16 protein-coding genes and 1 other RNA gene are annotated in these 20,826 nt (G+C 49.9%); 7 read left to right on the top strand and 10 right to left on the bottom strand.

The features are described 5' to 3' along the window. The first annotated feature begins 88 nt into the window (after positions 1-88). The 5 genes from AC07OI_RS25270 (at position 89) to ssrA (ending at position 3,754) form a co-directional block, all read left to right on the top strand. A complete protein-coding gene (locus tag AC07OI_RS25270) occupies positions 89-673 on the top strand; it encodes an OmpA family protein (RefSeq protein WP_492706935.1) in 585 nt (194 codons plus the stop codon). Positions 674-979: 306 nt separating this feature from the next. Then, positions 980-1,636 carry an outer membrane protein OmpA gene (gene ompA, locus AC07OI_RS25265; RefSeq protein WP_492706933.1) on the top strand — a complete coding sequence of 219 codons (657 nt, stop codon included), beginning with the start codon at positions 980-982 and terminating at the stop codon, positions 1,634-1,636. Positions 1,637-1,861: 225 nt separating this feature from the next. Continuing rightward, entirely contained in the window at positions 1,862-2,566 is a 705-nt protein-coding gene (gene ubiG, locus AC07OI_RS25260; protein WP_495259139.1) for a bifunctional 2-polyprenyl-6-hydroxyphenol methylase/3-demethylubiquinol 3-O-methyltransferase UbiG, read from the top strand. 106 nt (positions 2,567-2,672) lie between these two features. After that, complete coding sequence (locus AC07OI_RS25255; RefSeq protein WP_495259138.1) at positions 2,673-3,350, top strand: HAD family hydrolase; 678 nt, start codon at positions 2,673-2,675, stop codon at positions 3,348-3,350. Positions 3,351-3,394: 44 nt separating this feature from the next. After that, positions 3,395-3,754, top strand: a transfer-messenger RNA (tmRNA) gene (gene ssrA, locus AC07OI_RS25250). Between the two features lie 343 nt (positions 3,755-4,097). Here ssrA and AC07OI_RS25245 read toward each other — a convergent pair. The 4 genes from AC07OI_RS25245 to AC07OI_RS25230 form a co-directional block, all read right to left on the bottom strand. Next, positions 4,098-4,361 (bottom strand): nucleotidyltransferase domain-containing protein, encoded by a 264-nt coding sequence (locus AC07OI_RS25245; protein ID WP_495259137.1) that lies wholly within the window; start codon positions 4,359-4,361, stop codon positions 4,098-4,100. A gap of 37 nt (positions 4,362-4,398) precedes the next feature. Beyond that, complete coding sequence (locus AC07OI_RS25240; RefSeq protein WP_495259136.1) at positions 4,399-5,040, bottom strand: hypothetical protein; 642 nt, start codon at positions 5,038-5,040, stop codon at positions 4,399-4,401. Positions 5,041-5,048: 8 nt separating this feature from the next. Further along, positions 5,049-5,741 carry an HNH endonuclease gene (locus AC07OI_RS25235; protein ID WP_495259135.1) on the bottom strand — a complete coding sequence of 231 codons (693 nt, stop codon included), beginning with the start codon at positions 5,739-5,741 and terminating at the stop codon, positions 5,049-5,051. 707 nt (positions 5,742-6,448) lie between these two features. Continuing rightward, the gene (locus tag AC07OI_RS25230; protein WP_495259134.1) at positions 6,449-7,108 is read right to left on the bottom strand and encodes a glutathione S-transferase family protein; all 660 of its coding nucleotides are present in this window, start codon (positions 7,106-7,108) and stop codon (positions 6,449-6,451) included. Positions 7,109-7,510: 402 nt separating this feature from the next. On the opposite strand from AC07OI_RS25230, the gene AC07OI_RS25225 reads away from it, so the two are divergent. Then, positions 7,511-10,054, top strand: a complete 2,544-nt coding sequence (locus tag AC07OI_RS25225; protein WP_495259133.1) for a DUF4962 domain-containing protein — start codon at positions 7,511-7,513, stop codon at positions 10,052-10,054. Positions 10,055-10,248: 194 nt separating this feature from the next. On the opposite strand, the gene AC07OI_RS25220 is transcribed toward AC07OI_RS25225, so the two are convergent. Beyond that, positions 10,249-10,992, bottom strand: a complete 744-nt coding sequence (locus AC07OI_RS25220; RefSeq protein ID WP_492706917.1) for a transglutaminase-like domain-containing protein — start codon at positions 10,990-10,992, stop codon at positions 10,249-10,251. 334 nt (positions 10,993-11,326) lie between these two features. On the opposite strand from AC07OI_RS25220, the gene AC07OI_RS25215 reads away from it, so the two are divergent. After that, complete coding sequence (locus AC07OI_RS25215; protein WP_492706915.1) at positions 11,327-13,363, top strand: di-heme-cytochrome C peroxidase; 2,037 nt, start codon at positions 11,327-11,329, stop codon at positions 13,361-13,363. Here the strand turns inward: AC07OI_RS25215 and AC07OI_RS25210 are convergent. The 5 genes from AC07OI_RS25210 to AC07OI_RS25190 form a co-directional block, all read right to left on the bottom strand. Then, positions 13,357-14,373, bottom strand: coding sequence for a substrate-binding domain-containing protein (locus tag AC07OI_RS25210; protein WP_492707350.1), 1,017 nt, complete (start codon positions 14,371-14,373; stop codon positions 13,357-13,359). The genes AC07OI_RS25215 and AC07OI_RS25210 overlap by 7 nt on opposite strands. A 76-nt stretch (positions 14,374-14,449) precedes the next feature. Further along, on the bottom strand, positions 14,450-15,706 hold the full coding sequence (locus AC07OI_RS25205) for an MFS transporter (RefSeq protein ID WP_495259132.1): 1,257 nt from the start codon (positions 15,704-15,706) through the stop codon (positions 14,450-14,452). Positions 15,707-15,781: 75 nt separating this feature from the next. Continuing rightward, positions 15,782-16,435 (bottom strand): beta-phosphoglucomutase, encoded by a 654-nt coding sequence (pgmB, locus tag AC07OI_RS25200; RefSeq protein WP_495259131.1) that lies wholly within the window; start codon positions 16,433-16,435, stop codon positions 15,782-15,784. Continuing rightward, positions 16,428-18,821, bottom strand: coding sequence for a glycoside hydrolase family 65 protein (locus AC07OI_RS25195; protein WP_495259130.1), 2,394 nt, complete (start codon positions 18,819-18,821; stop codon positions 16,428-16,430). Before AC07OI_RS25195 ends, pgmB begins: the two co-directional genes overlap by 8 nt. A gap of 408 nt (positions 18,822-19,229) precedes the next feature. Further along, positions 19,230-20,240 carry a LacI family DNA-binding transcriptional regulator gene (locus tag AC07OI_RS25190; RefSeq protein WP_492706907.1) on the bottom strand — a complete coding sequence of 337 codons (1,011 nt, stop codon included), beginning with the start codon at positions 20,238-20,240 and terminating at the stop codon, positions 19,230-19,232. Positions 20,241-20,826: the final 586 nt, after the last annotated feature.

The following is a 20,826-nucleotide window of genomic DNA, read 5'->3' as shown; positions in this document are numbered from 1 at the left end:
TGACAGCCGGGGTGCAAATTTATATGATTTAATCAAAAGCATAATAAAAAACACCTGACAAAATAATCAACATCCTACGGAGACAACCATGTTAAAAAATTTGACAGCACTTTGTGTGCTTGCAGCATTCGCCTTGCCTGCTTCATCAGCCCTGGCTCAGAATGCTGCGGCTGCACCAGCATCGACAGCACAAAGTGCTGAAGCCCCTGCTTCTGCCGCTGCCCCCGTTACACCTGCAGCAGCGCCAGCAGCAGCTACCCCACCAGCACCGCCCAAGCGCTGTGACTTTGCCCTCACCCTGCAAAGCGATGAGATTTTTGAACACAAGAAATCCGTACAATTGTCTGTACTAAATAGCAAGGGCAAAGAGCGCATCGATAACGAAGTCATGGCCAAACTGGCAAATTGCACCAAAGTTGACCTGATCGTCGTCAGTGGCCATACCGACTTGATTGGCAGCCATGCGCAAACCCAGAAATTATCTGAAAAGAATGCTGATGCCGTCGTGGCCTACCTTGGCAGCAAAGGCCTGAATGCCCCTATGGATACCATGGGCATGGGTAAAACCCAGCAAATCAAGGCTTGCGATGACAAATTGCCAAAAGCAAAACTGGCAGAATGTCTTGCACCAAACAGGCGCATAGTCATCGAAGGACGCGGTTTAGCAAAATAATTTCATGTGAGAAATCAGTCTAATTTCTGGTCAAAAACAAAACATTTCTGCTCCGGAATTGATATTAGCTTGCCAAACCATACATTTCGTTGTCAAAATACGACATATTTAACTAACTGTAACTTTGTCTATTTAACAATTTTCGTCTTTATATGGATGACTATGGCAAAATAGAACGAATGTTGATTTATGGCCGTGATGATGTTTGACGAAATAGTAATGTCATCATCGCCGTGTTAATATCTGGTTTTATGCAGTAATTTGCGCAGTTCATCTGCGGTAATAATCTCACCCGAGAGGAGAAATATGAAAAATTTAGTCAAGCTCGTTATCGCAGCGTCCGCAGTAGCATCCTTTTCTGCTTCCGCACAGCAAGACATTATGGCTAACAAGCCACACAGCGCCTATGTACAAGATGGTCGCGGTGTAATTGCACGTGACCCATTTGGTCTGTGCTGGCGTACTGGCTACTGGACTCCTGCTGACGCAGTTCCAGGTTGCGATGCACCATTGGTACAACCAGCTCCACCTACACCACCAGCAGCACCAGCAGTTGTTGCACCAGTTGAACCACCAAAACCGGTTGTTCCACCTGCACCTACTTCTGAAAAAGTAACATTTGCAGCTGACGCATTCTTTGATTTTGACAAAGCAGTTCTGAAACCAGAAGCTAAAGTCAAACTCGACGACATGGCATCCAAACTGAAATCAATCAATCTGGAAGTCGTGATCGCTGTTGGTCACACTGACTCTGTAGGCTCTGACGAATACAACCAAAAATTGTCTATCCGTCGCGCTGAAGCAGTCAAAGCTTACCTGGTAAGCAAAGGTATTGAAGCTAACCGTGTTTACACCGAAGGCAAAGGCGAAAAACAACCAGTAGCTGACAATAAAACAGCTGATGGCCGCGCTAAAAACCGTCGCGTTGAAATCGAAGTTGTTGGTACACGCAACGTTAAGTAATCGAAGCCTGGCTTCAATAAAAAAACCCGCTTCGGCGGGTTTTTTTATTTGTGGCTTGCGCTCATACATTTCTGCTTCGTTTCCGCATCAGCTCCAAACTCCTTCCAAATCCCTTCCAGATCATTTCCACACTATGTTTATTTTCCGCCAATGCGGTATAGCCCCGAATCGCCTACAATAGCGGTTTCGCAGCTCATGCCCTGACCGGGCACCTCAGACCACATCATGTCGACCTTGAACGCTGATCCCGCAGAAATCCAGAAATTTAGTGAACTTGCCCATCGCTGGTGGGACCCCACCTCCGAATTCAAACCACTGCATGAAATCAATCCCCTGCGTCTGGAATGGATCAACCAGCGCGCACCGCTGGCGGGCAAACAAGTCATCGACGTAGGCTGCGGCGGCGGCATCCTGGCCGAGTCCATGGCAAAAAAAGGCGCAACCGTTACCGGCATAGACCTGTCTGACAAAGCGCTCAAAGTCGCCGACCTGCACGGTCTGGAATCTGGTGTCAACGTGCGCTATAAAAAGATCGCTGCAGAAGACATGGCAGAAGCCGAAGCTGGCCAGTTTGACATCGTCACCTGCATGGAAATGCTGGAACACGTGCCCGACCCCGCATCCATCATCAAAGCCTGTGCAAAGATGGTCAAACCCGGTGGCCACATATTCTTTTCAACCCTGAACCGCAATGCCAAGGCTTACCTGTTTGCCGTCATCGGTGCAGAATACCTGCTGCAAATGCTGCCCAAAGGTACACATGACTATGCCAAGTTCATTACCCCGGCAGAATTGTCGCAAGACATACGCAATGCAGGTCTCGAATTACATGCGATGAAGGGCTTGAGTTATAACCCCCTCACCCAAATCTATTCACTGAATGCCGACACCAGCGTCAACTACATGGTCGCCTGTACACGCCCGCTTTGAACCGGATAAATTTGATGAGCCTGATAAATCCGATGTGCTCAATGAACTTAACAAAACGCCTTCATCAAACATGAGCGCGTGCTTTTGATTCCTTTGATCTTTTATTATGCAAACTCCACTAGCAATACTGTTTGACCTGGACGGCACCCTGGCAGATACGGCACCCGACCTGGCAGCAGCAGTCAACGTCATGCGTGCAAACCGCCAACTGACTCCCGTCCATTATCACAGCTTGCGCCCTCATGCCTCTGCAGGCGCGCGCGGCTTGCTGGGTGCAGGTTTTGGCATGACGCCTGAACACCCCGACTACCCCACCATGCGCGATGAATTCCTGTGCCAGTACGAATCCGCCATCGCCGTCCATAGCAAACTCTTCAAACAAGTGCCTGATCTGTTGCGCGGCCTTGATGTCATGGGTGTTGCCTGGGGCATAGTCACCAACAAAGCCATGCGCTTTACCCGCCCGCTGATCCCGCTGCTGGATTTGCAGGAAGCACGCTGCGTCATCTCCGGCGACACCACCCCCCATTCCAAGCCCCACCCCGCCCCCTTGCTGGAAGCAGCAAGGCAGCTGGGCATACGTTCAGAAAATTGCTGGTACGTTGGTGACGACCTGCGCGACATCCAGGCTGCCGAAGCCGCCGGCATGACCAGCATCGCCGCCGCCTGGGGTTATTGTGGTGCCACCGAACCCAAACACTGGAAAGCCGACGCCATCATCGACAGCCCGCTGGAACTGCTGGAGCTGGTACGCGCCAAACATTTACAGGCCGTAGGCTCTTGAATCTTCCGTACCAGCCTATATATGGGATATACTAGCAATGCTTAGGGGTCGACCAGGTTTCGACAGGGGTTGCAAAGCAGCGCAGGGCATACCGAGGCCAGACTACCTCGTAAATACAATCTGAACTATATAACTGCAAACGATAACTCGTACGCATTAGCCGCTTAATACCGGCTAACCTTACACCACTTCGTCCATAGGGTGGGCTGGCAACAGCAGTAAGGACATTCATATGGAATCGTCTTGAGCCGGGTTACTTGACTCTCGATTAAATAATAGGTAACTCGTCCTGCCGCAGCGTGTGCGTCCGCGTCGTCAGGATTAAATCAAATGGCAGCACTAAGTATGTAGAACTGTCTGTAGAGTGCTTCTGGACGCGGGTTCGATTCCCGCCGACTCCACCAAAAATGCAAAACCACCCAGCTTCATCGGGTGGTTTTTTATTTTTGTTGATTTGGTGGGGATCTAACCCGCGGGACGTGGGGCGAACAGGGGTTTCGAGCTGCATGCAGCGAGCCTGTGAGCGACATATCGCTTGCAAGCGATATGGCTGGCTAGGATGGACGATTCCCGCCGACTCCACCCAAAATTCGTAAGCCATTGATTCGTCAACGGTTGTTCCTTTTTGTCTGTCCGGTTTGTCTTGAAACCTCAAGGCAGCCCCCTCAATAATGGGACAGGAATAGCAATCAAGTTACCGTCACGCCTCGGTTTCAATTTTAAAAATTGAAGTGGCCTATTAACTGATTAACATTTTTCGATGCGCGGGACAACAAGCGCAGCATTCTGTTTTCTTACGAAGTTAAGGTAAATCTCTTCATTAGTAGTCATGTAAATTACATCGATTGGAGCCATTAAGCTCAGCGAGGAAAAATATTCCTTTAACTCAGCAAGACCATTCACCGACTCATAAACCACCAAGATATCCACATCTGAAACTTGTGGTTTGCTAGTTAAAATTGAACCGAATAAATAAATCTTTCCTCCATCAAATGCAGCAGCCGCATCCAAGATGAAAGGGTAAATTTCAAGCAGTAATTCTTCTTTTTTAACTATTTAAGGCTCCTAGTAACTGCCGAACATCTACGATTCGAACGCCTGCACTTCTGGCTGCGTCAACGGCTTCGGGCGTGACACGTCCATTTGGATTGTTAACAAGAATGGTTCGACTTCTTCCGAATCTCTGAATATTATCTCTGATTACATCGGCGGTGATTTCATACTCGTTAATAGCCAAAACTTGATACGCAGCCATCGTATGCCGATGAATAAGAAACGTATTGTTGTTCAACATCTCTACGCGAGAAACGACTTCATGCTGAGACAACGCTCGAAAAATGAATCTTCTTTCCGGGCAAATATATCCTCGCAAGTCTTTTTGATTGACTGCCCTAAGCAAATCGCCCATCCCGCCAAGTCCAACCGGAACGCCGTAAGCAAAATTTATAAGATCTCCATCGAAAAGTGCATCCTTGGGTATGTTTAAAATAAATTCTACATCTGATCGGCGAGCTATAGCCGGGATATTAGCCAATCCTGCGACACGCAACGACATAACCGCGACCAGAACAGGGCCCATCTCTTCAATATCTAGCTCAATCAGATTGTTTTCTACGGCGCGCACGCTTGAAACATGCTCGTGTGACAATTTGCCCGCAACCCAATTAGTGCTGCCATCTGTAACTGTCATGTGTTAACTCACTCAAATATTTTATTAAGTTGCTCCGGAAATTGTTCACCACTGTGTGGAACACCTCCTAAATGCTTTGCCTCAAAGTCATTAACATGCTGTCGAAAAGTCTCAATGGTGAGAAATTCTTCCTCGTGAAGTAAAGTGCGATTGGCATCAAGAATATCGAGAATTTTACGGTTGTTGGGGATAATGCTTTCCCTTATTTTTCGACGCCATTGAGCTGGCACTGAGCTTTCCGGATTAAATCGCTCGTCTGTATTTGGCCCGTATTTATCAAAAATTGATCTATTTTCCAAAAGAAGTGGGGCTATTGCGTATCTTGCTTCTTTTCTAGAAGGGAAAAGTTTTATCCCAAATAGAGCCGCTAGCTTTTCCTTATGCCGTCTTTTCCATTCAAGAATCAAATCTTCCGAGAACTTATCCTCGGCCTTATCAATCGAGGTGTGACAATTTGGACAAAGCAAAAGAAGATTTTCATATCTGCTTCGCTCCTCATCGGTTAGTTTCGCATCCGCACGGGGGCCTTTGTCTCCTGCGCTAATGATATGTGCGATCTCAGCAATGTGAATAACTTCATCATCAAATTCTTTGAATATTGGCTCAGAGCAATTGGGGTTAGCGCAATAGCCTCCAGAATCCGCAAACAAACGAAGCTTGGTAATTGGCGTCGGCGCAATCCGGCCATGTGAACATGTCATGTTATAGCTTTCAGCGTTATTGAAGTGGCTCAACGAGCGCCACCGGTCACATTTCGAATAGCCTAGTGGCTCCAAATTCCTAAGCCTTTGAACGGCTCTTTAACAGGAATCTCAGCACCCACCAGTTTCCACGTAGAGAATGCTGTGCTTATTTTTCGCTGAAGTTATCCTGCTTGGCTGCAATCTACATAGTTCAATTTCTGCGCGTCAATCTTTATAAAATACTATATGTGATGAATGTTGTCTAGTTGATCATAATTCAACCCCAACATCAACGTCATCCCATCCTGAGGCGACACATGAAAACCATAGTATTCATAAACGCTTTTGCCTTGTCATTCAAGGCATGAATAAGCAAAGTGCGCACGCCAGTGTTTTATGAGACCTGCAATACCCGGTTCACTGCATCCTATAAAAATGCTACACACAGTTTAATGTCTTGCGTCTCGCTATCTACTGCAAGGCGGCTAAGAACCAGCACCGGAATGGATTCAGGCATATTGCAGCGTATATTGCGGTGGCAAGTTGATGTGCGACTGCTCCAGCCGCCATGACGTAATAGCCACGTACCTTAGTTTGCCCATCAAGCACAACAAAAAATCTGCCAACACCCGTGAGTTGATTGCTCATGGCACGACAGTTGAGCCAGTCATCCAATGATACGATAGCCTGCAAGTTATCAGATGCTGAGGAAATCAATCCCTCATTCAATCCCTATCCGGCGCCCCAAGCGGAAATAACTGTCGATAAGGCCGTGCCTCTTCCACTGCCCTTGCGAATGATGGCCGGGCCAGCAAGCGGTTGCGGTAGGCGCGCAGTCGTGGGTATTTTTCTGCGATCTGCTGGGTCCAGTCTGCATAGAAAAGTGAAGGTGCTGCGGCGCAATCTGCCAGCGTGAAAGCTTCATCGCTTGCCCATGTTGCTATGTCGGGATGATCTTCCAGCCATGCATAGGCGAGGTCGAGTTTGCTGGCGGCATGGGCCAATCCTTCCTGTCTTTTTACAGTGTCGCCTGTCAGTGCTGCGCCTACCGCATGTTGCACCGGGGTCATGATGTGCAGGTCGAAGTAGCGGTCAAGAAAGCGCACGTCCAGTGCCTGCATGGGATCTGCGGGCAGCAGGCGCACTGGTCCAGGGTGGGCCAGTTGCAGGTACTCGATGATGATACTGGTCTCGACGACATTGCGCTCACCATCGACCAACAGGGGAAATTTGCCCAGGGGCCAGCGTTGCAGCCACTCTGCTGTGTATCCGGGGGTATCTGGCCCAATGCAACGGAATTCGAAGGCAGTGTCATTCTCATACAGGGCGATGAGGACTTTCTGGGTGTAGGAAGAGAATGGGTGACCATATAGTGCGAGTGACATTGCCTATACCTTTAAGTATGTGTTCGTTGATGAGGTTCACGCTGCCCAAGTATTCGTCTCGCTTTGTGGCCGTGCGTATGACCAGGGCCATCCCGGTCATGCGCCGCAAATACACGCCTGGCCCGATTCTCCGCGGCCACACATATTGAATCCAAAACTGCCATTCGGCGACAAGTCTTATTATTTGCCGACTATGTCAAAAATGCAACAACTTGTAAAATGAGAATGATCATGAAACGACTTGCTATATAACAACGTCGGCGACAAGTGAGTACAGGGCAATAGATGTTGCCCGCGGAAGCATTTATCTCATCAGCGCAAAGGTGATTAAACGCGGTCCTCTCTACCCCCGAAGAATGGATACACGCTTCATTTTCATGAAAATAAAAGTGAGTTAAAACTATGCCCTTACAAGCACATATACATGCACATATCGAAAGAATCTTTAAAGCCATACCGGTTTTTTGCTCCTGCCTGCCGGTCTTTGTACTGACTGCCTGCAGCAGCGGCTCAATCGCTGACAATGGTGACAAGGCCCAGGCCAAACTGGCCATGCAGGCACCGCCAGCAGGCGTTACGGTCGTCGCAACCTATGATGGCAATATCTATAAGGCGAGATTTAACCAGGCCTGTACGCCAAACCAGGTGGCCGATTTTATTTCAAACCAGCCCCAGCTTTTGGGGAGTGTTTATCCTGAAGATTGTGGTATGTCAAAAACCAAAGCTCCAGTTTTACAATGGCCAGAAGGTTATCTGCCGGTGAACACCGCCATTGCAGAACCCTGGAATATTAATATTATCAAGGACAGCCAGCCTTATCTGTCGGCCACCAGCAAGTACCCGCAATATCAGTTGCCAGGTAATCTGCCTGCTGGTAGTTACGAATGGACAGTCAGTTACAAAAGCAAGAACGGCACGACACCACAGAGCCAGACAAGGCGTTTTTATGTTGATGCCACTGCGATTGATGTGGCCAGTTATAACCCCACGCAAATCATCAATGCAACAAAATCAGCGATCAGGCCGCGCATGTTCCCCAGAGGCTTGAGCAAGGAAGCCATGCTGGCCAATATCACGCAAAATGCCAGCGCCCCATTTGCAATCCTGAAAGAAAGGGCAAAAAAAATACAGGCGAACCCAATTGATCCAGAACCACAGAAACGGCCTCTCAACACACCAAACCCGACTGACTATACAAGCTGGCTGATTTCACTCAACAACATCGCCTCAGCCGCCGCCAGCGACATGAATTATCTTGGCTACGTGTCAAAGCTGACCAATGACGCCAGTATGGCTACCGCTGGCAAGGCACGCCTGCTGGCACTGGCAGACTGGGATCCGGTTAATGGTGTCAGCAACTATGCGTTCCAGGATCAGGCAGCACGCCAGGTGCTGCTGGCGCTGGCCAAAGGCTATGATTATTTCTATGATGATCTGAGCGCTGCAGAAAAAAGCAAGGTCATCAGCGTCATCAAAACGAGAGCGGAACAAATGATGCCGCTGATTGCCAATCATCATTTGCACAAAAAAGATTCGCATGGCGTGACCAATGTCGGTTTCTTGCTGAATGTATTATTGCTGCTGGCAGGCGACCAGAACTTCCCGGAAGCAGAGCAATATCTGCGTGATGCCTATACCACCTTCCTGGTCAGCAGTACCGCCCATGGTGGTGACGATGGCGCGTTCCAGAACGGTACAGGTTATGGCTGGTATGTCGCAACCTTGCTCGAAACCCTGATCAACATCAAATCTGTTACTGGCTACGATATCAGCAATCAGCCCTACTATGCCAAGTATGTGGATTACCTGATGGCATTCACCGCGCCTTTGTACAAGCAGTTGATGACGCCATTTGGCGATGACCACACCTATAACTATGATTACCTGGCCTATTCATTCGACACCTTGCAGCCATTTGCATTGCTGACGCAAAATGCTACGCATGAATGGTATTTCCAGGCGAACAAGGACAATCTCACCAATCAGAATATCCGTCCGGTTTATTATTTTAATCTGGTCGCCATGGGTGCCAAGCCGGTCACCCCGGTTGCGCCAACGCAGGACAATTGGTTCTTCCCGAATGCGGGGCTGGCCTCGCTGACCAGCAAGTTCACGGATGCAAACAGGTCCAGCATTGCCTTCCGGTCCAGTGAATGGGGTGCCTACAACCATTCCTATGCGGACCAGAACAGTTTTACCCTGGTTTCCAAAGGCAGGGACATGCTCATCAGCAGCGGCTATTATTATGCTTATGATTCAGAACATCACAGGCAAACCCGTTCAACCAGGTCACAGAATGCCCTGACCTTTGATGGCGGGATAGGCCAGTCAGAATCCCAGACGACGGTGTCACCACTCAAACCAACTGTCCCGGTCAGCACATCGGATGCCGCAGGCCAGCTCTATAACGGTGGCGAGAGTAACGGCATTGCCATCGTGACCGGCGATGCGAGCAAAGCTTACCGCCGCCAGACTGCCAGCGGCACGCCAGCGACATGGGTGCCACTGCTCGATAATGCGATACGTTCCATGGCTTATTTCAAGGATGAGCGTATTATCGTCATCTATGACTGGGCCAATAGTTCAACAGCGCGCACCTGGGAATTGAACTTCCATGCCTTGCAACCGTTTAATATTGATACTACCGGCGCGGCCAGGCTTGTCAACGCCCCGTCGTCCATCTGTATCACTCACCACAACTTTCCATCGGTGATGACGATGACTGATCAGGTCGATATCCAGCCAGACAAGCCATCTCCCAGTCAGTATCACCTGCGCTCGACGGCAACAGCCCCAAGTAAAGAATTGACCGCCATCACCGTAATACGTGAAGATTGCGCCATAACGCCCATTAACATCAACGTGAGCGGTACGGATGCTCAGGTCATGATAGGCAGCAAGGGCGTGGAATTTAACAAGAAGGTCGTTTCCATCCTCAAGAAATAGATAATTGGCCCACCGCATCCAAGGTGGTCTCACGGAGCTTGAACTCATTTCATCAACAGGGATGAGTTCAAGTATTACGCAAGCGGCCTTGTATGCCTGGAACTAAATCAGCTCTGATTTGAGTTTGCATGGCATCGCCAGTTCTCCATTTGCAAATTCATGTTCTACATCTTTATGCAAACGAAGCGTACTCTTCATCCACGGATATTTGCCACATTATTATTCATCCATCGCCTGACGATATTCAGGAAAATCCAGCGTTTTATGCCCGACAAATTCACCCCATGTTGCACATAGAATTCATCAGGCGTTTCATAGATACCCAGATCAGCATTGATGCCATCTTTTTGTATATAGGTATCACTTCCCTTCCACTCAATTTGCGGGTTTTGTAAATCTGGCGTTGCTGCTCCATAGCCGCAAAACGCGCCTTGCTCACGTGAAAATCTTTGCTGCAATTGGCAAAGGTATTTTTTATCGAGAATGAACCCTTCCAGATGAAGCCAGCGCCCGGCAAACCAGACCTCAACCCAGCTATGGATAATGCTGCGTGGTGCCAGGGCGTAAGCCAGGCCCGTGATGGCCCCTTTTTGCAAAGCCTTGTCTATGGTGAACCCATGGAAACGGCAAGGGATATCCAATGCACGTAATAAGGCCATGAGTAAAGTGCCCTTGGTATTGCACTGCCCTATACCGTCTGCCAGCACTCGTGATGCAGGCAAATCATCTGCCGTGTTATAGCCAAAAGCGATTTCATCACGCACGAAACCATAAGCTGCACCAATGCGGTCGAATTCATCCAGATTCTTCCACCCACGCACTGCAATCAGTTTCTGTATGGAAGGGTGCTGGTAATCAAGCAAGGCACTGGGTTTGAGCAGCGCGTTTTCCGTCGCAAAATTGCGAGCCTGTGCCTCTTTTGTGTTTGTATCAGCCATGATTTCGTTATTTTCTTAAAATTAAATTTGAGTCTGATAACCATTTAAAACCCTGTAGTAACTATAGAGTCAATCACTTTTTTAGTTCAATGTGAAATGACACCCTGAGCTCACCCCCGCTTGCCAGCGACAAAGTGTTTGCTGCAACCCAGCCACACGCCTGTGAGAAAAACCTGGCTTGCCTGCCTCAAAATGTTGTTGCTAAATACGCACAACCACTTCAACTAAAACAATGGTCCACAAAAAAACACTTAAAATATCGACATGATAAAAATACAATCATAAACAACGCCAAATCACCGGATTTCCCGCGTCTTTCCACTCAGGGAGCATCATGAAACTTCCAAAAATAAAATTCAAAATATGGCATGGCTTCTTGCTGCTGATTTTGCTATTCATCATCCCGCCCCTCATCATCACTTTGTCACAGAGATGGGAAGTGTCTGACAGTGATCCTGATCGCGGTGCAATGACGGTCAAGCAGGATGTATTTGGTGACAGCGCAAGCAAGATTGTTTACCTGGAACAGAACTGGAAGCCTGAGCAGAGTCTGTGGTTCTACACCACGACGCAGGGCTCCAACTTGCTGCCTTATGATTTTTTCCTGGTGCTGGAACAGGACGACAAGCCTGAGCTATTCCGCAGTGATGAGAACATTAATCGCTACCGTTATCTGCCACAGAAAAAAACCTCCAGTAACCCTGATGCCTTGCCTGTGGGCTTTGTCAAAGACAATTACCTGAGCAAGAATTACATGGGCTTCACCTGCGCCGCCTGCCATACTGCGCAAGTCAATTACAAGGGTACGGGCATGCGTATTGACGGTGGCCCGGCCAGTGCAGACATGGCGGGATTCCTGAAAGGACTGACCCAGGCGATGGTGGCAGTCAGGGACAAACCTGATGTGCAAAAACGTTTTGTCCAGGCTGTTTTGAAACTCGGTGCTTATAGTAATGAAGCGGATGTGATTGCCGATATCAAGACTTATACCCTGCGCCTGACCAGCTATAACATCATCAACCACAGCCCGGTCGATTATGGTTACGCGCGGCTGGATGCCTTTGGCCGTATCTATAACCGCACGCTGGAACATTTGCTGAACCGCCAGCAGATAGAAGAAGTGCTGGGCAAGGTGTTGACTGAAGATGAAGTGAGGACAGCGCTGGCTGGCATAGGGCCGGATATCAGTTCTGCCGACCGCGACAAGATCGTGGAAAGAGTGGCGACCTCGGCCAAGAACATCGTCAAACTCAGGCAGGAATTATTCATCAAGGCGGATGCGCCTGTCAGTTACCCATTTCTGTGGGATATTGCCCAGCATGACTATGTGCAGTGGAATGGCCTTGGTGGCAATGGTGGCCTGGGGCCGTTGGGGCGCAATACAGGAGAAGTCATTGGCGTATTTGGCTCGCTGGACTGGCATGAAGGCAAGCGCTTCTCTATTACTTCATTGATTTCTGGCCAGGGCTGGACCAAGAAGGTCGTTGAGTATAACAGCTCCATCAATACCCAGAACTTGCGCCGCATAGAAAACCAGCTGACTGAATTGCAGTCACCCAAATGGCCGCAAGAGATTTTGGGCAAGCTGGATCAGACCCGCATCAAGCGTGGTGAAAAACTGTTTGCCAATTATTGCGTCAGCTGCCATGCAGAGATAGACCGCAGTTCACCACAACGGCGCGTGGTGGCGCATATGTCCAAGCTGGAAGAAGTGGGTACCGACCCCACCATGGCCGACAACAGTATCAAATACGATGGTTATTCAGGCATCTTGCGCAATCAATACGTAGGCGCGGGTGTGGGTGATGTCTTGCTGGATAAAAAAGCCCCTATCGCTGCCCTGCTGACCAAGGCGACTCTGGGCGTGGTGACTACACCAGATGCAGACAAGGGTTTCATACGCCGCTGGTCTGAGTGGTTGCACAATATCATCCAGGCTCTGTTTGGCAATGAGATCAAGGATTCAAACAAGCATGGTAATTACATACCTGATACCACGATGAATCCCTACTCTTCACTGCAAGCCTACAAGGGACGCTCACTGAATGGCATCTGGGCGACCGGGCCTTATCTGCATAATGGTTCGGTGCCTACCTTGTATGATTTGTTGCTGCCAGCGACCTGCCCTGCAGACCAGAAAGATGCAGAATGCCGCCCTGAAAAATTCCTCGTTGGTTCGCGTGAATTTGATGCAGAAAAAGTCGGCATGAAGAGCACAGGTTATGAAGGCTTTACCTTCGATACCAGGCTCAATGGCAACCGTAACTTTGGTCATGAATATGGTACCAAGGCAGCAAAAGAGCCAGGTGACTTGCCTATGCTGACGAAGGAACAAAGGCTGGATTTGCTGGAGTACTTGAAGGATCAGTGATGATCTTCACATTGGCCGGTGGTTGATCCCGCGATCAGCACCGGCTGCCACAAGACCTGCAAGTCTGCTGCGGGTGTGCCGCTCATCAGCGCCAGCAGCATTTCACTCATCTTGGTGCCAGCCGCTCTTGGGTCGGGCTGGTCTATGATGGTGACCTGGTCACCGACCAGGGTGTCTTCCATATTGCCCCAGACGATGACGGAGATGTCGCGGCCTATGGTAATACCAGCATCCATCAGAGCGCGCATGGCACCGACACCTGAGAGATGGTTATCGACGATGATGGCACTGGGTCTTGGTGAACAGTTCAATAGCTGCTGCACTGCCAGGTAGCCACTGCGTCTGTCGAGAGCATCCTGTATCAGATAGCGGGTATCAATATCGAGGCCGGCGTTGCTCATGGCTTCGACAAAGCTGGTACGTCGTTGGCGCGCAAAGTTCAATTCCAGCGGTGCGCTGATAAGGCTGATGCGCTGGTGGCCAAGTCCCAGCAAGTGCTGCACAGCCAGCCGTATACCGTTTGCATTGTCGTAATCAAACCAGGCATAGGGCTTGTCTGTCTGGGTACGGCCATGGGCGATGAAGGGAAAACCCTGTCTCGACAAATAAGCGATGCGTGGGTCTTGCACCATGGTGCGGCTGACGATGAGGCCATCGACGCGGCGACCTTTGACCATTTGCTCGTACGAGGGTAATTCATTGCCGGGCGAGACAGGCGCAATCATCAGGTTCATCTTGCGCGCTTCCAGCGCCTCGGCCATGCCACCGACGACACCCAGGAACATGGGGTCGCCCAAGTCAGATGGCAGCAAGGGGTAGATCAGGCCAAACACATTGGTGCGGCCTACGGCAAGGCTGCGCGCCATGGGGTTGGCTTCATAGCCATGCTGTTCTGCTGCTGCCAATACTTTTTTGCGCGTCTGCTCGCCGACCTCAGGGTAGCCGTTCAAGGCACGGCTGACCGTGGTCTTGGACATCCCCAGACTGGCAGCAAGCTCCTTTAAAGTAATCGACATAGGGCAAATGAGAAAGATGGAAATGAATAAGCTGGAAATAAGCTGGGATTATATACTTGTGCAGGGTGGATCAGTCCAGCCTCTCAATGGCTCGCTTGAAGAAAAACAGAGTCATCAAGATGACACTCAAGGGCAACAAGGAGAGGTAAAACGCCGTTTGCCCATTCATCGCACCAAACACATAACCAGTGATCATGGAACCGCTGGTACCGCCCAGGGCTGAAAACAAGACCAGCAAACCCGTCATGGCGGCGTGCTGGTTAGTCGGTAAAGAGCTCAACATGACAGAATTGATGCCAGGATAAATCGGTGCCATGAACAGGCCAATCAATGGGAAAATGAAAGCCGCCAGCGGCGCATTGCTCCAGCGCAGATCGGGGTTGGCGACGATGTTATGGGTCAATGGCAGCGTCAGCAAGACCAGCGCTGCCATGCTGATGAGGCAGATGTTCAAGACCAGGTACCAGTTGAGCTTGCGCATGACTGCACCTGCCCCCAGCCGGCCTATGGCCAGGCAAGCCGCGAAGATACTGGTGGCTTGCACGCTCATGTCTACTGGCATCTTGAGGATTTCATTATTGAAAGTGGGCAGCCAGGTGCCTATACCCTGCTCCAGCAGTACGTATAAAAAAGCCGAGATTATGTAAACACAGACGAGGGGACGCGCCATCAGTTTAAGCATATCGGCAAAATCGGTAAGCAGGCTGCTGTGACTGACTGTCAGCTTTGCTTCAAATTCGGTGAAGCTGGTGGTCGCCACCAGCAGGAAGGTCAAGGCACACAAGGTTGCCAGCAGCCAGTAGACGTGCAGCCAGACTGGTGAGGCGGGATCATTGGCATCAATGAAATAACCAAATATCCAGTAACCACTGAGCACGCCCACCATGAAAAAGCCTTCCAGCGTATTCATCAGGCTCGCATGTTGTTTGCGGTCAGCGCTGATCAGGCCTATGGTCGCATAGACGGATACCTTGATAAGGGCAAAGGCAACACCCACACTAAGGAACAAGAGTTTGGTCATCAAGAAGCCGGGCAACAAGGGCATGGTTGCTGTGCTAAGCGTGACGATGGCCATGCCTGCCAGCATCGCATATTTATAACCCAGGCGCGGCAGGAAAGATGCGACGCAAAACGAGACTATGCTGATGGGAATATCCTTGAAAGCCTCCAGCACACTGGCAGCAGATTTGCTGACGCCATAAGTCTTGATGACTTGCAGTATCACCGTGCCCACGCTGTTGAGCAGGATGGCGAATACAAAATATAGCAGGAATAGCGCAAAAATGATGCGCCGCCTGCTGGCTGCGTGCTGAGCCTGATTGGTCATGTTGTCTCCTGCCTTTTTTATTTTTACTGCTTATTTTTTTATGTTTTACTTTTACTGCTACTGCTGTTACTGCTGTTACTTCAAATAATCCTGCAAACTGAATTGATGCAAACCTGCGATGACAACATCTGCCTCAGTCAATACTGCCGGGCTGCCTATGCCCAACGCAAACATGTTCGCAGATTTGATCGCGCGTATGCCTGCGATGGAATCTTCGATGCCAAAGCATACATCTGCAGTCAAACTCAGCCCTGCTGCTGCGGTCAGGAAAATTTCTGGGTCCGGTTTGCTATTCTTTATTTTTGCGGCATCGACGACAACATCAAACTGATCTGCGATACCCAGTCTTTCTATCACTGCCTGGGCATTTTTACTGACGGATGCCAAGGCTGTTTTTAAACCGGCTGCTCGTATCTGCTGCAAGGACGCTGCCGCGCCGGGCAATAAGTCAGCAGGACTGAGTTGTGCGATCAAGCTTTGATAATGCAGGTTTTTTTGATCTGCCAGTGCCAGTTTATCTGCATCGCTAAAGTCTTTGCCGGATGTTGCGAGGATCAGGTTCAGCGAACCCATTCTATCGACACCTTTTAGCTGCTCATTGAAGGCTTCGTCAAAACTCGCACCAACACTCTCAGCCAGTTTTTTCCAGGCCAGATAGTGATAATGTGCAGTGTCTGTCAGCACGCCATCCAGATCAAAGATGACACCGCGATAATCATATTTACGCATGGCTCAGCTCCTGTGCCTGCAAAACTACTTTGCATGTCGCTTGCTGCTCAGTCACTTGCAGGCTTTGCCCATTGTGCTGGAATTGCAATGCCGCGCCGCGCATGAGACGGTATTCGGCATGGGTTTGGCCCACGGTGATTTCCAGTAGTTGCCCTTGGAAATGTACGCGGAACTGGTAGTCCTGCCATTGCTTAGGCAAGACCGGCGCAAAACTCAATTGCCCCTTGCTGATGCGCATGCCTGCAAAGCCATAGGCAATGCCCAACCAGGTGCCGCCCATGGCTGCCGTGTGTACGCCATAGTGGGTATTGCCATGGGTATTATCCAGATCCAGCCTGGCGGTTTGCATGAAGTAATCATAGGCCTTGTCCTGATAACCAACTTCTGCAGCGATGATGCTGAAGATGCAGGTGGACAGGGATGAATCATGGGTCGTGACCTTCTCATAAAAATCAAAGTCACGGCGCTTGTCATCGAGACTGAACTGGTCACTGAGCAAGAGCAAGGCCAGCACTACATCTGCCTGCTTGCAAACCTGATGGCGATAGATAACCAGCGGGTGGTAATTCAGCAGAAGAGGATAATTTTCTTTGGGGGTATTGGCAAAGTCCCAGACCTTTTTATTGAGGAAGCTGTCATCCTGTTCATGGATGCCGCGCTCTTGGTTATAGGGCAAAGCCATCAGATCAGCGGCGCGTTGCCATGCGTTTTCTTCATCAGTTTGCAGGTGGATTTTTGTGGCAAGTTCAGAAAATTTCTCTGTGTGTTCAGCCTGCAATTGCCTGACGATATCAGCCGCAAAACGCAAATGCATTTGCGCCATGGCATTGGTGTAATAGTTGTTATTGACTTGCGCCGTGTATTCATCAGGGCCGGTCACTTCATTGATGCAGAATGATTCCTCGTTGTGCCCAGGCAAGCGGGTGTAATGGCCCAGGCCCATCCACAGGCGGGCAGTTTCCAGTACGATTTCTGCACCTTGCGTGAGCAAGAAATCCATGTCTGCCGTTGCGTCCATATACAGCTTGATGGAATAGGCTATGTCAGCATTGATATGGTATTGCGCCGTGCCTGCGGGGAAGTAGGCTGAACATTCTTCACCGTCTATGGTACGCCATGGGTAGAGTGCGCCGCTGGCATGCGACATCTGACGCGCACGCTCCCTGGCTTGCGGCAGGTATTGATAGCGGTATTCAAGCAACTTCCTGGCGATCTCTGGTTTGTTGTAGAGGAAAAAGGGAAAGATATAAATTTCTGTATCCCAAAAATAATGGCCCTCATAACCTTCACCTGTCAGGCCCTTGGCAGCAATATTGGTCTTGCCATCGCGTCCTACCGATTGCAGCAGGTGGAACATATTGAAGCGTATGCCCTGTTGCAAGGCAGCGTCACCGCTGATGTGTACATCGGCCTGCGCCCAGAAGTCATCCAGATAAGCTTGCTGGCTGGCTGCCAGTTGTGCAAAACCTTGTTCACGTACCTTGTCTAGTGTTTGCTGGCTGAGTGAAAGCAAAGATGCGGCAGGATAATCGCGGGATGAAAAATAACTGCAGAATTTGTCCAGCTTTATTGCCTGCCCTTGTACTGCCTGGATAGTGAATTGCTGTTCCAGCTTCTCATCATCCTGCTGCAAGCTGCTGGTGTAAGCACTCTGTGTTTGCAAATGATTTTGCATGGCAGTTGCCAGGCTCAGGCCGCTATTGTGGGTGCGGTGCAGGAAGGCGGAGAAATCATCTTCCTGCATCACTTCGAGTTTGTGCAGCACCGGGCCGCTGATAGCCGAGCCTACGCGCGGGTCGTCGCCAGCCGCTATATTTTTAACCGCTGCATCAATGGCAGAAACCAGTTTGATCTCGCCAGAAAAATTCAGCGGCGTGACTTTATACGACATCGCGTACACGTGCTTGTTATCAAAACTGACCAGGCGTTGGCTGTGCAGGCGTATGCTGCGCCCCTGTGCGGATGTCCATTCCAGCGTGCGCGTCAGCAAGCCAGTACGAAAATCCAGTTGGCGCTGGTAACTGTCTACCCTGCCCTGCTGCAAATCGAAAGCCTCATCTTCCAGCATTAATGCCAGGCATTTGGCATTCGGCACATTCAGCATGAATTGATTGGTGCGTGCCAGGCCGTAGGCGTTTTCTGGGTACTGTATGGCTTCGGATTCATAAAAACCGTTGAGGTAACTGCCGTTCAGTGAATCTGCTGCGGTTCTTTGGTTACCTTCTTCTGCCGTGCCGCGCAAACCTATGTAGCCATTTCCCAGGGCGAACAGGGTTTCGCTGAGCAGATGATGCCCGTCATCGAGTTGATTTTCTGTAATCCCCCAGCCTTCCAGCGGAAATTGATGTTGCAAGGCATCGCTTGTTTGCACGGTGTCGTCCTTCATTTTTGTTCTTGATTTTGGGTGTTTATGGGTGTTTTATGAGGTTTTTTCCAGTTTTATAATTTTTAAATTTATTCAAACCGGTTTGAATTTGAATTAATTCTATTTAAACCGGTTTTAAAAGTCAATGAAGTAAATTTTTATTTTTCCAGCCTTGCTTTTAAAAATTGCAAATGAAGACAGAAAATGGAAGGAATTTAAGGAAACTTTTGTGCATTCGCTTTTAAGGTGAACGTGGTCAATCGACGAACGACACTGCCAGGCTCCGGCCTTCGCAGAAGCGACGATTGGGAGGCTTGTTGCCTATGTGGGACGTACGAGTATGCGCTGGCCTAACTGGGTCAGTTGCAATTAATTAGCCGTAATGGAGCAGCAGCAATTGGCTTGGCCACCCTTAGCGAAATGGCTATCTCAAGTCTGCCTGACCACCAGCATGGTCTGCAAGACCTCGGACTCCACCGTCTCTTCATTGATAAGGCCAAGGATTTTCTTGGCGAGCAGGATGCCGCCGTCGCGCAGGTATTGGTGGACACTGGTCAGCGCAGGGATGAAGCTGGCGGCACCAGGGGTGTCGTCGTAGCCGATGACGGATACCTGACCAGGAACTGACAGGTTGTTTTCAGTGATTGCACGTATCGCGCCCATGGCCAGCAAGTCACTGGCGGCGAAGACGGCGTCGAAGGCTTTGTCTTTTTTATCCAAATAGGCAGACATGCAGTCAAACCCGGCTTCAAAGGTAAATGCCTTGGGGCGCAGTATAGTCACCGCGTGCTGCTGCTCGCCCAGGGCTTCCATGAAACCGGCACAGCGTTCCTGCACTTCTGCATGGTCGATATCGCCGATGAACAGGAGCTTACGCCGCCCTTGCTGGATAAAGCGTTCCGCCACGCTGGCACCGCCCTTGCGATTGTCACTACCGACCACGATGCCAGGTTGGTTGGCATCCGGTGCACCCCAGATCACCAGTGGCAGGCCCGAACGTTGCAAACGGCGCACTGCTTCACCGTGCGACCCCTGCCCCAGCAGGATCATGCCGTCCGCCCCCTGCACAGGCGGGGTATCGATGAGTTGCATGGAAGTCAACACCACGCTATAGCCTGCCGTCGTCAGTTCCTGGGTGATGCCGCCCAATAATTCCAGCGGATAAGGGTCAGACATGGGCCTGTCATTGGCGGGCGTCATCTCCACGACCACAGCCACAGAATGGCTGCGGCCCAGGCGCAAATTGCGGGCGCTGACATTGAAGCGGTAGCCCTGCTCTTCTGCAATCTTGCGGATTTTTTCGCGTGTATCCACCGTCACCAGTGGGCTATTGCGCAAGGCTCGCGACACCGTAATGGTGGATACTCCGGCAATGGCTGCCAGGTGTTCCATCGTTACCCCGGATTCGGGATTGGGTGTGCTACGCTTTTTTGCTGACATGCAAAGACCTTATTGAGTGCTAAATGTGTATCAAATGTGTGCCAAATCCGGCTCAAGATGCAATGATTTCATGTTCCGGCAGATACCAGAGCTATCACTGGCCTCGCCACCCCTGAAGTTCATTTCAATTAATTCCCGCGCATTATGACAGAGCTTGTTTGGGCGCGATATATCTCGCGCCCCGACTGTCAACAGTTATGCACCCGACCTGGCAACCTGCGGTCAATAAGGCATAGGCAAGTCACCAGAAAACACGTCGAATATTTTGTCTGTGCCATGCGAATATCCTGCTTGAACGCGCTCACCGGACATCCATTTCCATAAAGAAATTTGAGTTTTTTGCAATTAAAATAATTTGTGTCGAATAAATGACATCGATAACATTTCAATTGACATCGATAACATTTATTGTTTCAATGAGCTTGTTTTTACATCTCGTCACTTGAGTTCCAGGGATACAGGCCAAAAAAATCAGGCCAGACTCATTTAGGAAGTGGCAAGAGGCAACAATGCGTATGATGAGTTGGTGCATTGCCCTTGATCGGATGTTAAGGACGACAAACTTTAATAATATTCAGGAGCACAA

The organism is Undibacterium sp. GW821-FHT07F11, assembly GCF_059418665.1.
Note: the sequence above shows the minus strand (reverse complement) of the source record. Positions and strands in the feature narration are given on the sequence as shown.